This is a genomic window from Ramlibacter pinisoli (genome assembly GCF_009758015.1).
Classification (GTDB): Bacteria; Pseudomonadota; Gammaproteobacteria; order Burkholderiales; family Burkholderiaceae_C; genus Ramlibacter; species Ramlibacter pinisoli.
In genome coordinates this window covers 225,527-239,786 of sequence record NZ_WSEL01000009.1, presented here as the reverse complement: position 1 = coordinate 239,786, position 14,260 = coordinate 225,527, and the positions used below count along the sequence as shown (strand labels likewise).

Here is a 14,260-nt window from a genome sequence, read left to right as displayed (position 1 = left end):
GCGGTCGCTCAGGCAGTCGCCACCGGCAAGCCGGCCTCCACCCATCCGTCGAGCCCGCCGGTGAGTGGCCGGGCGCGCAGCAGCCCGCTGCGGATCAGCAGGCCGGCGGCCTTGGCGGCCGAGGCTTCGTTGGGGCAGTTGCAGTACAGCACGATGTCGCGGTCGCGCGGCAGGCGGGGGGCGTGGGCGGCGATTTCCCCCAGGTCGATCAGGACGGCGCCGGGAATGCGCCGCGGATCGAGGTGAGCCGTGGCGGGCCCGCGCACGTCGATGACCACGGGCTCCTCGCCGCGCTCCATCATCTCGCGCAGCTCGGCGGCCGTGACCCGACCGGCAGCGGCGACCTCGCGCAGGAAGCGTCGGCGCCGCCACCACCGGTAAGCGACGAAAGCGCCCAGCGCCAGCACCAGCAGCGCGACCGCTGCCATGCCGGCATTGGCCATGGCCGAGAGCAGTTCCTGGATCTGCTGGTTGAAGAGCAGGCCCAGCCCGAGGAACGCCGCCGCCCACAGGGCGCCGGCCACGAGGTCGTAGCAGACGAACCGCCGCGCCGTCATGCCCAGGGCGCCGGCCATCGGGGCGGCCACCAGCGACACGCCGGGCACGAACTTGGCGGCCAGCAGCGACCTGCCGCCCCAGCGCGCCACCAGCGTCTCGCTCTGCCGCACGCAGGAGTCGGGCTCCAGGGAGATGCGGCACAGCAGGCGCATCATCCGGTAGCCGTACCGGCGCCCGGCCAGGAACCACACACCGTCGCCGAGCACGTTGGCGGCGGTCGAGACCGCGAGGACGAACGCCAGCGAGACCCGGCCGCCGGCGGCCAGGCCGCCGGCGACGACCAGCAGGGGCGCCGCCGGGACCGGCAGGCCGATGCGCGCGGCCAGCGTGACCAGGAAGACCGCCAGCGCGTCGTGCCGGATGAGCAGGTCGATGAGGGTCTGCATGCGGGTCTCCGGGAGCCAGGCCGGAGCGGGATCGCGATTGTCCGCCTGCGCGGCCCTTCACGCATCGCGGCCCGTGTCCCATCGATGGAACGCTGTGTCGCTGGTGCGTGTGCTTCTGCGCCGTGCCATCGTCCCCACCATGTGGTCTTGGCGGAGCGCCTCCTGCGCTCCGCCCGAACCTGGGAGCCCCTGCATGAAGAAGATCCTCTCGACCCGCAACGCGCCGGACCGCCACTGGGTGGGCGACGGCTTCCCGGTGCACGGCCTGTTCGACTACCAGACCGGTGCCCGGGAGCGCAGCCCGTTCCTGCTGCTGGACTACGCGGCGCCCACCCGCTTCGAGCCGACGGACGCGCGCCGCGGCGTGGGCCAGCATCCGCACCGGGGCTTCGAGACCGTGACCATCGTCTACGACGGCGAGGTGGAGCACCGCGACTCCACCGGCCGGGGCGGCGTCATCGGTCCGGGCGACGTGCAGTGGATGACGGCCGGCGCCGGCATCCTGCACGAGGAGTTCCACTCGGCGAACTACGCCCGCACCGGCGGGCCGTTCGAGATGGTGCAGCTGTGGGTCAACCTGCCGGCGCGCGACAAGATGGCGCCGCCGGGCTACCAGGCCATCGCCCGCGCCGACATCCCGGTGGTGCCGCTGGTCGATGAAGCGGGCGCGCCGGCGGGGCAGGTGCGCGTGATCGCCGGGACGGCCGGTGATGCCCGGGGGCCGGCCCGCACCTTCACGCCGATGAACGTGTGGGACGTGCGTGTCCAGGCAGGTCACGTGGTGTCGCTGGCGCAGCCGGAGGGCTGGACCAGCCTGCTGGTGGTGCTGGACGGCACCGTGCGGGTCAACGGCGACACCACGCTGCAGGCGGCGCAGATGGCCACGTTGTCGGCGCAGGGACGCGACATCCGCGTCGAGGCCACGGCCGATGCCAAGTTGCTGCTGCTGGCCGGCGAACCGATCGACGAGCCGGTGGTCGGCTACGGCCCGTTCGTGATGACCAGCCAGGCTGGCATCGTGCAGGCGATCGAGGACTTCAACGCCGGCAAGTTCGGTCGCATGTCCTGAGGCGGGGGCGCGGCACCGCGGCCCGAATCACCGATGGATGCCGCGACGCGGTCCGGCGTTCCCGGTGTGCCCGGGCCGGGTTGCCGTCGGGGAAAGGAACCTCGGCGGTTGTCACGCGCGGCCGCCTCGTGACATCCAAGGCGGTGAAGGGCGATACCAAGGCCCTGCTGGAGACCGCGATGCCACCGATTGCCCGCCACCTCGTCGCCGCCCTGTGCTGCGCCGGCCTGCTGTCCGCCTGTGGCGGTGGCGGCGGCAACAGTGGCGGCAGCACCACCGCCGCCAGCTTCTCGCCGCAGTTGCTGGCCTCGGGCCAGCAGATCTTCCGCTTCGACACCTTCGGCGACGAAGCGCAATGGACCGACGCGCTGCGCATGCACGAAGTCATCGAGCAGGCGGTGTCGCCGGCCGTGGCCCTCTCGGTGGGCCTGAAGGTGGACGCCCAGGCGCTGCCGCCCGCGCTGGTGGCCGCCATCCAGGCCGGCCAGGTGGACCTGGGCAGCCCGGCCGCCACACTGGCGCTGCTCAAGCTCGATGCGGTTGTCGGCGTCAAGGGCCAGGTCGAGTCGGTCAACGGCGTCGACCGGCTGCGGCGGGTGGGCATCACCTGCGCGCTGTGCCACTCCACCGTGGACGATTCGTTCGCCAAGGGCATCGGCAAGCGACTGGACGGCTGGCCCAACCGGGACCTGGACCCGGGCGCGATCATCGCGCTCTCGCCGGCCCTGGATGCCAAGGCCAGGGCGGTGTACAGCTCCTGGGGCAAGGGCAAGTTCGACCCCCGCTTCAACGTGGACGGCGTGAGCCGGCCGGTCGTCATTCCGCCCGCCTTCGGCCTGGCCGGCATCCCGAAGGTGACCTTCACCGGCGACGGCGATTCGCCGGCCTACTGGAACCGCTACGTCTCGGTGGTCGAGATGGGAGGGCAGGGCAGCTTCGTCGAGCCGCGGCTGAACCTGTCCATCACCCACGGGACCCAGGACCTGGTCTCGTCCAAGCTGCCGGCCCTGGAGGCCTACCAGCTGTCGCTGGCCGCGCCTGCGGCACCGGTGGGCTCGTTCGATCCGGCGGCGGCGCTGCGCGGCCAGCTCCTGTTCGCCGGCAAGGCGCAGTGCGTCACCTGCCACAGCGGGGCGACCTTCACCGATGCGGCCAGCCGGTTGCACCCGCCAGGCGACTCCGTCGCCGACCCGGAAAGCCCCAGCTATGCCAGCCGGTCGGCCACGGGCCAGTACCGCACGACGCCGTTGCGCGGGGCCTGGCAGCACCCGCCGTACCTGCACGACGGCTCGGCCGCCACCTTCGACGCCGTGGTCGATCGTTACAACCAGCGGATGGGGCTGGGGCTGTCACAGCAGGAGATCGCGGACGTCGCGCAGTACCTGAAGTCGCTCTGAAGCCATCGTCGCGCGGGCCCAGTCGGTCAGGGGGGATAGTGCTCCATCCGCGCCGATCGGGCGTCCGTGCCCAGGCGCAGTTCCCGCGTGGCCGACGCGGCGGCCCGGGCGAGGACGCCGGGGTAGGTGGGAAACGAGATCGGCAGGAAGGCGAGCCGGTCGACGGGCATGGCGCCGGCCATTGCGATGGCCGCGGCCTGCACGATGTCCACCGCGCGCTCGCCGACGATGTGGCAGCCCAGGATCTGCCCCGAGGGCCGGTCGACGATCAACTTGCAGAAGCCGGTCGTGCGGCCGTCGATGATGGTGCGGGTGGTGGCATCGAACGGCACGACGGTCACCAGGCAATCGTGCTTCGCACGGGCCCGCGTTTCGGTCAGCCCCACCTGGGCGTACTCGGGGTCGGTGAAGCTGCCGACCGGGCTGACGGAATAGTCAGCGGCCATGGAGCCGCCCAGCGCGTTGGTCGCGGCCACGAAGCCGTCGTGCAAGGCCTGCGGGACCAGCATCAGCCGGCCGGTGACGTCCCCGGCCGCGTAGATGTGCGGCTGGGAGGTGCGCAGTTGTGCGTCCACGCGCACGAACCCACGGGCGTCGAGTTCGACGCCGGCGGCATCGAGGCCGAGGTCCGCCGTGTCGGCGCGCCATCCCACCGCCAGCACCGCGAGCGCCGCCTCGGCACTCTCGTGCGCCTGGCCCCTGGAGTACCGCATGCGGATGCCGCCCGCCGCCTGCTCGAACGATTCGACGGCGCCCAGGCCTTCGTGGACGACGATCCCCGCGTCGCGGAACGCCTGGGCCATCGCCGCCGAGACGGCCTCGTCCTCGGTGGGCAGGATGCGCGGGCCGGTCTGGAAGAGCTGAACGCGGGTGCCGAACGCATGGAAGATGGACGCGACCTGCGCTCCGGTCGCACCGGCGCCGATCACCAGCATCGATTCGGGCACCGCCGTGAGCGACCAGGCGTCGCTGTGCGTCGCCGCGAGCTCGCCGCCCGGCACCGCGAGCCGCCGGGCGACGCCGCCGGTGCACAGGATGAAGTGGCGGGCGGTCAGCCGCGTCCCCCCGGCCGATTCGACCACCTGGGGGGCCACGAAGCGCAGCATGCCGGCGTTGTCGCGCACGGTCACGCCGGCCGCGTCGATCTGGGCGCGGTACGCGGAACGGCGCCGCACCTCGTCGACCACCTGGCGTACCCGGTCCAGCAGTTGGGGGTAGTCCACCACGGGCTCCGACGTCACGATGCCGTAGCGGCCGAGCTGCCGGGCCTCCCGCAGGAGCCGCGCCGCGTGGGCGAGCGTGCGCACCGGCACCGGCCCGTCGTTGGCGGCCATGCCGCCGAAGGCACCGCGCGTGACGAGCGCCGTGCGCGCGCCCTGGTCCGCGGCACGCAGGGCAGCCGCGACACCGGCCGGTCCGGAGCCGATCACGAGGACGTCGTAGGAATCCATCTGTTTGTCTCCCTGGAAGTGCCAGGCACCTGCCGACAGTGCCGGGGGGATCAGGCGCCGGTGTCCTGCAGATCGGCCAGCCAGCGCAAGGCGGCCAGGCTGGGCATGAAACCGTATTCACCGCCGCGCGTCACGACGAAGTTCGAGAGGGATCGCAGGCGGCGCGGAAGGGGGCGGCGCGGAATCGTGAACTCGCCCGAACCGTCGGCCGCGCCCGTGACCGGGTCCACCGCATCACCGAGGCCGAGGAAATCGCCACCGTTGATCCACTCCGACTGCACGAACTCGAACTGCCGCTTGAGGTGCGCGCCGACGAAAGCGAACATCAGTCCGCGGTCGGCGCCGTCGTCCTCCAGGACGCCATCCGGCAGCAGCGGGCCGTAGGCCGTGCCGCGGCGGATCATGCGGTGCAGCCGCACCACGCCGGCCACGTCGGCGTCGCGCGGGTTGCAGCGGCGGATGTGCGAGCCGGGCGGCGTCGCGTAGCCGATGGGGTCGCCGGCCCTGTACAGGAACGCGTTGGTGCGCGCCGGGTCGGCGCCCAGGGCCGGATCGTCGTGCAGCGGGCACAGCGCGAGCGGTGCGCCGCTGCGCCAGCGGCCCATCATCTTGGCGGCGAGCAGCGCCTCGTCGTCCGCGTCCTTGGCATTGCCGCGCAGGTAGCGGCGGAAGGCGGCAACGTCCTGGTACAGCTTGCGGAACGCGACGTAGGTGCCGTTGCGCCCCAGGACGTCTGGCACGGGAGCGGGGGGAAAGGCGCCCGTCTCGTCGCGGTAGCCGAGCACCAGCTCGCCGGCCTTCAAGGGCCGCTCGTGGGGGTTGTCGCCCGGGATGCCGCTGCCCTCGATCGCCGGATGGCTGATGCCGTCGCGAAAGCCGAACGGCTCCTTGTGGTCGGGCGGTGCGCGGCAGTCCTGGCGCCAGACCGGCACGATGCCGGGCAGGTCGGCGATGGCCTTGCGGGCCTGGCCGATTGCGGCTTCGAGGCGGTGCTCGTCGGGCGACACGCCCGTGAGGACCAGGTGGATCTGCGAGGTGCCGAACGGCGCTTCCCACTGGCCGGGCGCGCTGGCGCCGACGTCGCCCAGTGCGGCCGCGCGCGCGGCCATGCCCTGGCGGAACTCCCAGGCGAAGCTGTCGAGGCTGGCAGCGGGCACGCCCAACGCCCGCAGGCCGGCATGCGTCAGCGCCACGCTGACCCAGGTGTCGCGGTCGGGCCGGTCCGGCGTGGCCGCGGAGGTGACGACATCGCACAGCAGGCGCAGGAACTGGCGGCCCTGCCGGCGGTCGTCCACGCGCAGCAGGATGTAGGTCGCCACGTAGGGGTTCGGCCGCGGCCGCAGGACCCCGCTCTGGATGTCGTGCAGCTGCAGCGGTGGCGTGGCCTCGCCGGTCATGGCGCTCATGCAGCGGTGGCGAGGTTCTTCCAGAAGCGCTCGAGGCTCGCGTCGCCCCCGAACAGCGTGCTGAAGGCGGTGGAGTCGCACACCAGCACGTCGCCGGCCCGGTCGCCCTTGGGCGGTGCCCAGACGACCGAGTTGAACTCCGTGGCGCCGGCCTGCGCGAACGGATGCGGGCGCGACAGGTCCATGGGCTGGCGCGCGATCACGCGCGCCGTGCCGTCGTCGCGCGTGACCGCGTAGTGCGGCAGGTGCATGTGGAACGTGAGGCTCTCGACGCCGGCCATCCAGCCGCGCGTGTCGGCGTCGCGGTCGACCGACAACGGGGCGACCTGGTTGCGGGTGCCGGGCTGCACGGCCGGCCGCAGGGCGTACCGGTTCACCACCGGAATGTCCAGCGCCTGCAGCAGGGCGATCGTGTACCCGCCGAAGCGCTGCTGCCGCGGCACCAGCAGGTCGCCGTGGTGGGCGTATTCGATCGCGCGCACCTCCAGGTCGTCGGTTGCGCCGACGTCGTGGTGCGGGCCAATGACCAGGCAGGTCTTCTCGCGCTGCAGGAATTTGCGCAACGCCTCGATCTCGGCGGGCGAAGGCAGCTGGCCGGTGACGTTGTGGTCCAGCCCGAAGAGGAACAGCGTGTCCACGTCGGCCAGCACGCGCTCGTCGAGCGGCTGCGCGAAGCCGGCCTGGTCCACGCGCTGGAACACGGGCACCGGATGCCCCGTCACCTCGCCGGCCAGCTTCTGGAACGGCACCCAGGCCCAGAAGAACAGCTCCAGCGAGCCGGCGATGCCCTGCTTGAACTGGCGCGGGTCGGCGAAGCGCGGCACCTCGTAGGCCGGCCAGAGCACGCGCCGCACCTCGGTCATGGTGGAGAAGCGGTTGTCCAGCTCGGTGATGTCGCGGTTGGCCTCGGCCGGATAGCTCCACGAGATGTAGATGCTGAGCCGGCGGCGGCCGGGCGTCGCCGGGCGCGGCACATGGACCTGGTTGTAGGTGCGGGCGGCTTCGCTCATGGCACTGCTCGATCGGGCGGGAGTGCGCTCACTGCAGCTGGTCGAGCGCAATGGTCAGTGCGGCCTTCATCCGCAGTGCCTTCTTGATCTCGTCCGCGCTCACGTACGGGTACTCGGCGTATTCGAGGAAGCTGGGAACCTGGTGTTCGCGGAAGAAGCGGATCACCGCGGTGCGGTTGTCCTTCCAGTCCTCGGGGAAGTCCTCCAGGTTCACGAACACGGTCGTGATGCCGGTGGACAGGAACAGCGACAGCGCATCGTCCATGTACTTGTCGAAGTCGGTGTCGAAGATGCCCTGGTACATGAAGTACAGGTCGCCCTTGATCGGGAACAGCAGCCAGCGGAGGTAGTGCAGCTTGAGAGGGGCGAGCACGTCGGGAGTGGCGGCCACCGCCGCCTCGATGGTCTTCGCGTAGGCGCGGATCGTCTCCTCGCGCCCCGGCTTGACCTTGCCGAGGATGGAGAAGCCGTAGTTCGCCGGCGTCTTCGGGAACAGCGGGCCGTGGGGGCCCTCCACCCGCTCGAAATAGCCCTCCTTCGGGATCGCCAGGGCGGCGGGCCGGGTGGGGTCGTGGGCGACAGTCATGCAGGTCCTCGCTCTCCTGCCGCGCGCCCGGCGCGGATCGCGAACGCCGCGGGCAGGGGCCCGATGGTTGCCGCGCGAGCGCATCCGGCGAAGTGGACCTAGGTCCAATGCGCGCCGGCTGAGCGGCCGCAGTTTCCGGGAAGGAGCGCGCTTACCATCGTGGCCACCCACGCGGAAGACCGCTCCATGGCACTGGCGACGATCCACCCGGGCTGCTGGCCGTGCCGCATCGGTGCGGCCGTGGCGTGGGTGGCGAGCGTGCTGCTCGTGGCGCCCGCCCACGGCCAGGCGCCCGAACCGGCGGCCGAGGCCACTCCAGCGGCCATCACCAAGCGATCCGTCTTGCGTGACCCGGAGGACGGGAAGCTCGACCTGTCCGAGTTCCTGCTCGAACGCAAGGGCTTCCTGCCGGTGCCCTTCGTCGTTACCGAGCCGGCGGTCGGCTACGGTGGCGGCCTCGCGGCCCTGTTCTTTCGCCAGTCCATGAGCGAGGCGAGGGAGCAGGCAACCAAGACCGGCCACATCACGCCGCCGGACATCTACGTGCTGGCGGCCGGGGGCACCGAGAACGGGACCCGGTTGCTGGGCGCAGGCGCCATGCTCACCTTCGGCGACGACCGCTGGCGCTACCGCGGCTTCGTCGGCCGCACCGACCTGCACCTGGACTTCTATGGCGTGGGCGGCGTCCTCGGCAAGGACGCCCGGCTCGCCTACAACCTGGATGGCCTGCTGTCGACCCAGCAGGTGCTGTACCGGCTGGGCGAGAGCGACAACTTCATCGGGATGCGCTGGATCTACCTCGACCTGCCGGGCAGCTTCCAGGGCAGCAACACCCCGGCACTGCCGGCGCTTCCAACATTCACCAACAGGAGCTCGGGCCTGGGCCTGTCGTTCGAGCACGATTCGCGCAACAACTTCTTCACCCCGTCGCGCGGGGTCCGGGCCGCGCTGGACACACTGTTCTACGCGCCCGGCATCGGCAGCGACGCCCGTTTCCAGACCTACCGGGGCTTCGTTTTCGCCTACACCCCGGTCAGCAAGAACCTGGTGCTGGGCGGCCGGCTGGACCGGCGTGCGGCGCGGGGGGACGTGCCGTTCTACCAGCTGCCCTACATCGACATGCGCGGCATTCCCGCCGTGCGCTACCAGGACAACGATGTCGCGGTGGTCGAAGCCGAACTGCGCTGGAACGTCTCGGACCGCTGGGGGCTGGTGGGTTTCGCCGGGGTCGGCCGCGCCTGGGGCGGCGGCACCAGCTTCGGCGAAGCCGCCAACCGGGTGTCCAGGGGAGCCGGGGTGCGCTACCAGATCGCGAGGGTGCTGGGCCTTTGGGTGGGGCTGGACGTGGCCCGGGGCCCCGAGGGGGACCTGGCCTACTACATCCAGGTCGGCAATGCCTGGCGCTGACGCCTGGCGTGGGCCTGCGCGGTCGGGCAGGCCCAGGAACCGCGGTCGTGGACGGCTACGGCCGCCTCACCAGAGGGCCGAGTCCCGGAGTTCTTCCGTCTTCTGGCGGTCGCGCCGCAGCCGCCGGGCCCTCCAGCCGCCCAGCAGGGCCACGCTGGCACCGCCCACGAGCAGCGCCTCGGCCAGCCCCAGGCTCCGGTGGGCCCAGAGCGGGGCCAGGAACCAGGCGGACGCGGTGACGAAGGCGGAAGCGAGGGGAACGGTCAGGCGGGAGCGATACATGGCTGCCCCGATTTTCCACGGCCGAGGCCCGATGGTGCGAAACCGCCTCACGGAATCGTCGGGCCGGCGCAACGCCCGCCTCAATGCAGGGACTTGCTGGCGTGCGTGGGCGTCACCGCCACAAGCAGGCCGCTGACAGCGCCGAGGGCCGCGACTTCCTTCATCGCCCAGTCGAACTGGGAGCAGGCCAGGGACCGCAACGCCCGTGCCGAGTCGATCATGTAACGGTCGGGCGGATCAGCGCCGGTGCTGATGGAAGCCAGGGTCATGAGCACGATCTCCTCCTCGGCCCGGCAGGCGCGCGCGTGCAGGTCCCGCCAGCGGTCCAGCTCCGGTGTGATCGACGCCATGGCACTTCCTCCTCAGTGACGACAAGGGACCGTACGCCGTGGCGGGGAGCGTGTCGATAGGCCCGTTTCCACGGCGCATTGGACCAAGGTCCAACGCCCCGGCGGATGGGTTCCGAGGGCGGCGGAGGCCGACGTCCCCGCGTGGTCAGGGCGGGCGCAGGGACCCGGCCAGGATCAGGAGGTTCTGGGGCGACACCCGGATGAGGCCGGCACGCGGGCTCTCGATGTCCGCGATCAGGAAGACCGCGACGGAGACCAGGGCCGGCAGCAGCAACTGCATCAAAGGCCCGGGCCTGGCCTTGACCAGCTGGAAGCCGAGCAGCGCGTTGCAGAAGACGGCCAGGGTGGCCATCAGGGCCCAGGCCGCGATCGGGATCCGGTTCAACCAGGCGGCCTGCGTATAGCCCTGGGCGTTGATCACGTCGTTCATGCCGCTGACGGCCAGGGCCGTGACCGGTGTCGGGCGCGCCATGGCGGGCCCGGCCACGGCAGCCCAGAGCTGTGCCTGCAGTTCGCCCGTCCTGGCCTCCACCGGTTCGTGGCGGGCGGTGTAGTAGGTGATGCGCTGGTCCAGGTAGTCGCGCAGCAGTGCACGCACCTTGGCTGCATCCTCGGCCGGCAGCAAATCGGCCCGGACGAACTCGGTGCCGATGGCATTGGCTTCGGCCTCCTCGTAGTTCTTGCGCTGGTCGTAGCGGGCCAGGGCCATCGAGAACGAGAACCCGATGATCAGGCCCAGCAGCGTCAGGGCGGCGCTCTGGATCACCTCGAAGGCGGGCCGGACCTCGGTGGCCAGCGGCCGCGCCCGGCCCACCCACTTGCCGGCCTGCACGGACAGCCACAGGACAGGCAGCGACAGCACGAGAAGCAGGACCGGATGGTTCAGGACGTAACTCATCGGGCCGCGCGCGAACGCGCCGTGATGGGGGTCCGGAAGTATCGGATGCCGCCAGTTGCTCGGCCATGGGACCTAGGACCTACCTCGCGGGACCGGTCCGCGCCCACCTGGCAGCCGGGTTCGCTGGCCGGGCGATGGCTGCCGTCCGTTCGTGACAAGTCGATGAACGTGTTGTTGCGTTGCTATGCAATGGGTTTCATATTTGAACAATTCGCTTACATGGACCATCATGCAAGGACCGCTCAAGCAGCGCCCCGGAGATTCGGACATGAACAGCCAAGTCGCGAAGCAACGGACCGTGCAGGTCATCGACCTGTCGAACTACGCGGACGTGTGGTTCTGGAGTGGATACCTGGAGGTCACGGCTGCCCAGCTCGTGGAGGCCGTGTCCCGGGTCGGCCGCGAGATGGATGCGGTCCGCCGCTACCTCGCCGACAACGCGCGCCAGGTCCCCCCGGCGCGTTAGGTCCCCAGCAACCACTCCATCGCGGTCTCGTAGTCGAGGAAGGCGCGCACGCGGCCGAACCCCTGTTGCGCCGCCAGCAGGCTGAACAGGTGCCCGTTCTCGAACCGGTCCGGCGGGCACAGCACCGCCGTCTTGCGCTGGAAGGTGTCCTCGAACCCGGCCAGCGCGGCCGCCATCTGTTGCAACTCGTCGGTGCGCAGCCGGCCGATCGTGTGCCGGATGTCGATCAGCACCTCGTACTCGTCCAGCGCCGCCGCCGCCGCCGCCAGCCGCTGCAGCAGTTGCAGGGCGGCCGGCAGGTCCACCTGGCCGTCCGGGTCGGCGCGCAGGAAATCGGAGGGTTTGATGACCCGGACGTTGCTTGGCATGGAGACGCGCCTGATCGCGCGGATCTTCCCGGCCTGCAGGGTGCCCGGATATGGGACCTTGGTCGCAGGGGCGCGGACGTGGACTCAGGACAGGTTGGCGAGGTCGCGTGCCGGGATGCCCGCCGAGCGGCAATGTTCCTTGTAACGATGCAGGCCGGTCTCGCAATTCTCGATCGCGAGCACCTCGCCCCGGTCGTCCAGGAAGGCCAGGTCGCCGACCACCACCTTCAGCACCAGGATGTCCTCGTCCCCGCCCAGCGCCTGCGCGGTCTTGCATTCCCCCGGACCCGAGTAGACGACGCTGCCAGGCTCGGCCACCCAGTCGTGTTCCAGGTACTGCCAGCGGCCCTTGATCGTGCAGGCAATGACCGTGCCGCTCTGGTGCCGCCTGGGCATGCGGGCCTGCGGGGAGGCCTTCACCAGCAGCACCATCTCGCCGGACGCAGGGTCGATCTTCACGTACTTCACCATGACGCTGTTGTCATGTGGGACAAAGGGTATCCAAGGGTCTCCGGTCGCTGCGGCCAGACCCATTTCGTGCACCATGGGCATCTCGTGTGATGGGCAAAAGGTGGCGATGATCCCGCGCAGGGGCCTCGCCCGGCTAGGTCGCTTTCGGACACGCGCCCATCCATTCCGGACATCCGTCCCCGGGAGACACCTCCATGGCCGCTGACAGTCGACGCGTGGCTGCAAGGTACTTCGCCGCCCTGTGCGACAAGCTCGCCAGGGACGGGGTGGACACGGCGCAGCTCCTGCGCCGCAGCGGCATCAGCGCGGAGGCGCTGGGCCGGCAGGGCGCCACCCTGACGGCCACCCAGTTGCAGGCCTTCGTGTCGACATCGCGCGAGCTGGTGGGTCGCACCGACCTGGGATTCCAGACCGGCCTGTTGATCAAGCTGAATTCGCACGACCTCCTGGGTTACGCCATGCTCAGTTGCCGCAACGTCGAACAGATGCTGCAACTGGTTTCGCGCCACTTCCACACGATGATCGACATGTTCACGGTGCGGTACCGGCGCCTGGGCGCCGTGGGCGAGGTCGTGTACTCGCCGGTGACCAGCATGCCGGCCGAGGTGCTGCACTTCTGCCTGGAGGCCATCGCGGTGGCGCACCACGGCCAGGTCGCGATGCTGCTCGGGCCCGCCCTGACCGGCTACGACCTGCTCCTGACGATGCCGCGGCCCGTGCATGGCGCGCTGTACGACGGCCTGGCGCCGGCGCGGGTGTTCTTCGATGCACCCGGCCCCGCCGGGGTCACCGTTCGCATGGAAGGCGCGATGCTCGACCACCACCTGCCGCTGGACTCGCCGGCCGTGGTGCAGCAGATCGAGGAGATGTTGCACACCGTGCGGCAGCGCCCGCTTCCGGATCGCGACTGGGGTGCGTTCATCCGCATGCTGCTGCGCGAGTCACGCGGCCACCGGCTCACCCTGGACGAGATTGCCACCCGCATCGACGTGTCCACCCGCACCATCGACCGCCACCTGCTGAAGGAGAACCTGCAGTTCCGCACCCTGGCGCAGGAGGTGTTCCTGGAGCGCGCCCGCAGGCTGCTGGCCGAGCCGGGAGCCACCGTGGAGGAGGTCGCCCACGCGCTGGGGTTCGCGGAGGCCGCCGGCTTCACCCGGGCCTTCCGCAAGGCGACCGGCGTCTCGCCCGCGGCCTACAGGCGGGCGCCCCCTCAACGCAGCGCCGGCCGCGCCGACATGCGCGCCGAGGCCTCGGAGGCGGGCCGGCGCACGTCGAGGTAGGGGCCGACCAGGGCCGCGATCGAGTAGCTGGCCAGCCGGTACTCCTCCTCGCAGCTTTCGGCGCGATCGGCGGTGAGCCAGCCCTTGGCCACCGCGTCGGCGAACAGCGCCGGCCGGGCGCCATACGCGAGGCAGACCAGGTTGAACTTGCGCTGTTCCGGCAGCAGGTGGACGTCGGCGAGGTAGCCCTTGGGGTCGGCCACCTCGCTGCTCTCCTGCGTGTAGAGCCAGGCGATGCCCATCACCATGTCGTGGGCCGCCCGGTCGTCCATCTGCAGCAGGACCACCGTCGCCAGGGTGTCGGCGGCGTCCTCCTCGCGCCCCAGGATGGGCGTGCGCAGCTGGTCGAAGAGGGCGTGCGCCGCCTCGTGCAGGAAGATGTACGCGATGTTGTTCCGTACCGCGCCCTCGGGCGTGACCCCCGCCGGACGGGCGGGGCCTGTGGCCAGCCGGCGCATGTCCTCCACCAGCCCGTAGCAGACGCTGATGGCGGGCGCGTCGGCGTCGTAGAACGCGTTGGAGTCGTTACCGCAATCGCTGAACGCCAGGCGCACCGGCCGCGGCAGGCGAACGACGCGCAGGAACTCCCGGACGGATTCCAGCGTCCGGTCCGCCTTCAGTTCGTCCTGGATGCCGCGGAACTTGGGATCGTCCGTTGTCTCGTAGGCCAACTGGAAGGCCTGGTCCTGGAGCGTGGACGCCGCCATGCTGCCGCCCAGGCCGCAGGCCAGGAGCAGGGCCAGCGCGAACCATCCGCCCGGCCGGAGCAGGGCCCGCAGCGCCCGGGTGCCGGGCAGGCGGGTCGGACCGGTCTCGATCTGCATCCCCGGTTCTAGCCGTCCGCGCTGCGGGCCGTCATTGGACTTTGGTGC

Annotated in this window: 16 protein-coding genes; 5 read left to right on the top strand and 11 right to left on the bottom strand. The window is 71.0% G+C overall.

Annotated features, from left to right (window positions below):
• Positions 1 to 8: 8 nt before the first annotated feature.
• On the bottom strand, positions 9 to 944 hold the full coding sequence (locus tag GON04_RS15655; RefSeq protein WP_157398993.1) for a DedA family protein/thiosulfate sulfurtransferase GlpE: 936 nt from the start codon (positions 942 to 944) through the stop codon (positions 9 to 11).
• A 193-nt stretch (positions 945 to 1,137) separates the two neighbouring features.
• On the opposite strand from GON04_RS15655, the gene GON04_RS15650 reads away from it, so the two are divergent.
• Positions 1,138 to 2,013 carry a pirin family protein gene (locus GON04_RS15650; protein WP_157398992.1) on the top strand — a complete coding sequence of 292 codons (876 nt, stop codon included), beginning with the start codon at positions 1,138 to 1,140 and terminating at the stop codon, positions 2,011 to 2,013.
• 179 nt (positions 2,014 to 2,192) lie between these two features.
• Positions 2,193 to 3,410: a c-type cytochrome gene (locus GON04_RS15645; RefSeq protein WP_157398991.1), complete on the top strand. Its 1,218-nt coding sequence runs from the start codon at positions 2,193 to 2,195 to the stop codon at positions 3,408 to 3,410.
• A gap of 26 nt (positions 3,411 to 3,436) precedes the next feature.
• Here the strand turns inward: GON04_RS15645 and GON04_RS15640 are convergent, their stop codons facing one another.
• Genes GON04_RS15640 through GON04_RS15625 form a run of 4 tightly spaced genes read right to left on the bottom strand, consistent with a single transcriptional unit; the run spans position 3,437 to position 7,863 of the window.
• The gene (locus GON04_RS15640; RefSeq protein WP_157398990.1) at positions 3,437 to 4,861 is read right to left on the bottom strand and encodes a dihydrolipoyl dehydrogenase family protein; all 1,425 of its coding nucleotides are present in this window, start codon (positions 4,859 to 4,861) and stop codon (positions 3,437 to 3,439) included.
• Between the two features lie 50 nt (positions 4,862 to 4,911).
• The gene (locus GON04_RS15635; RefSeq protein WP_198349315.1) at positions 4,912 to 6,267 is read right to left on the bottom strand and encodes a Dyp-type peroxidase; all 1,356 of its coding nucleotides are present in this window, start codon (positions 6,265 to 6,267) and stop codon (positions 4,912 to 4,914) included.
• A complete protein-coding gene (locus GON04_RS15630; protein WP_157398989.1) occupies positions 6,264 to 7,277 on the bottom strand; it encodes a hypothetical protein in 1,014 nt (337 codons plus the stop codon). The genes GON04_RS15635 and GON04_RS15630 overlap by 4 nt, the downstream gene beginning before the upstream one ends.
• 28 nt (positions 7,278 to 7,305) lie before the next feature.
• Entirely contained in the window at positions 7,306 to 7,863 is a 558-nt protein-coding gene (locus GON04_RS15625) for a hypothetical protein (protein WP_157398988.1), read from the bottom strand.
• Between the two features lie 159 nt (positions 7,864 to 8,022).
• On the opposite strand from GON04_RS15625, the gene GON04_RS15620 reads away from it, so the two are divergent.
• Positions 8,023 to 9,270 (top strand): BamA/TamA family outer membrane protein, encoded by a 1,248-nt coding sequence (locus GON04_RS15620; protein WP_198349313.1) that lies wholly within the window; start codon positions 8,023 to 8,025, stop codon positions 9,268 to 9,270.
• A gap of 66 nt (positions 9,271 to 9,336) precedes the next feature.
• On the opposite strand, the gene GON04_RS15615 is transcribed toward GON04_RS15620, so the two are convergent.
• The 3 genes from GON04_RS15615 to GON04_RS15605 form a co-directional block, all read right to left on the bottom strand.
• The gene (locus tag GON04_RS15615; protein WP_157398986.1) at positions 9,337 to 9,552 is read right to left on the bottom strand and encodes a hypothetical protein; all 216 of its coding nucleotides are present in this window, start codon (positions 9,550 to 9,552) and stop codon (positions 9,337 to 9,339) included.
• A gap of 80 nt (positions 9,553 to 9,632) precedes the next feature.
• The gene (locus GON04_RS15610; protein WP_157398985.1) at positions 9,633 to 9,902 is read right to left on the bottom strand and encodes a hypothetical protein; all 270 of its coding nucleotides are present in this window, start codon (positions 9,900 to 9,902) and stop codon (positions 9,633 to 9,635) included.
• A gap of 145 nt (positions 9,903 to 10,047) precedes the next feature.
• Positions 10,048 to 10,800: a bestrophin-like domain gene (locus GON04_RS15605; protein ID WP_157398984.1), complete on the bottom strand. Its 753-nt coding sequence runs from the start codon at positions 10,798 to 10,800 to the stop codon at positions 10,048 to 10,050.
• 268 nt (positions 10,801 to 11,068) lie between these two features.
• Here GON04_RS15605 and GON04_RS15600 point away from each other — a divergent pair, with 268 nt between their 5' ends.
• The gene (locus tag GON04_RS15600; RefSeq protein WP_157398983.1) at positions 11,069 to 11,266 is read left to right on the top strand and encodes a DUF3606 domain-containing protein; all 198 of its coding nucleotides are present in this window, start codon (positions 11,069 to 11,071) and stop codon (positions 11,264 to 11,266) included.
• Here the strand turns inward: GON04_RS15600 and GON04_RS15595 are convergent.
• Positions 11,263 to 11,634 carry a hypothetical protein gene (locus GON04_RS15595; RefSeq protein WP_157398982.1) on the bottom strand — a complete coding sequence of 124 codons (372 nt, stop codon included), beginning with the start codon at positions 11,632 to 11,634 and terminating at the stop codon, positions 11,263 to 11,265. The two genes, GON04_RS15600 and GON04_RS15595, sit on opposite strands and share 4 nt — an antisense overlap.
• Positions 11,635 to 11,718: 84 nt before the next feature.
• Positions 11,719 to 12,105, bottom strand: a complete 387-nt coding sequence (locus GON04_RS15590) for a 2,4'-dihydroxyacetophenone dioxygenase family protein (RefSeq protein ID WP_157398981.1) — start codon at positions 12,103 to 12,105, stop codon at positions 11,719 to 11,721.
• 194 nt (positions 12,106 to 12,299) lie between these two features.
• Here GON04_RS15590 and GON04_RS15585 point away from each other — a divergent pair, with 194 nt between their 5' ends.
• Positions 12,300 to 13,388 carry an AraC family transcriptional regulator gene (locus GON04_RS15585; RefSeq protein WP_157398980.1) on the top strand — a complete coding sequence of 363 codons (1,089 nt, stop codon included), beginning with the start codon at positions 12,300 to 12,302 and terminating at the stop codon, positions 13,386 to 13,388.
• Here GON04_RS15585 and GON04_RS15580 read toward each other — a convergent pair.
• Positions 13,319 to 14,212: a DUF4344 domain-containing metallopeptidase gene (locus GON04_RS15580; protein WP_157398979.1), complete on the bottom strand. Its 894-nt coding sequence runs from the start codon at positions 14,210 to 14,212 to the stop codon at positions 13,319 to 13,321. The two genes, GON04_RS15585 and GON04_RS15580, sit on opposite strands and share 70 nt — an antisense overlap.
• Positions 14,213 to 14,260: the final 48 nt, after the last annotated feature.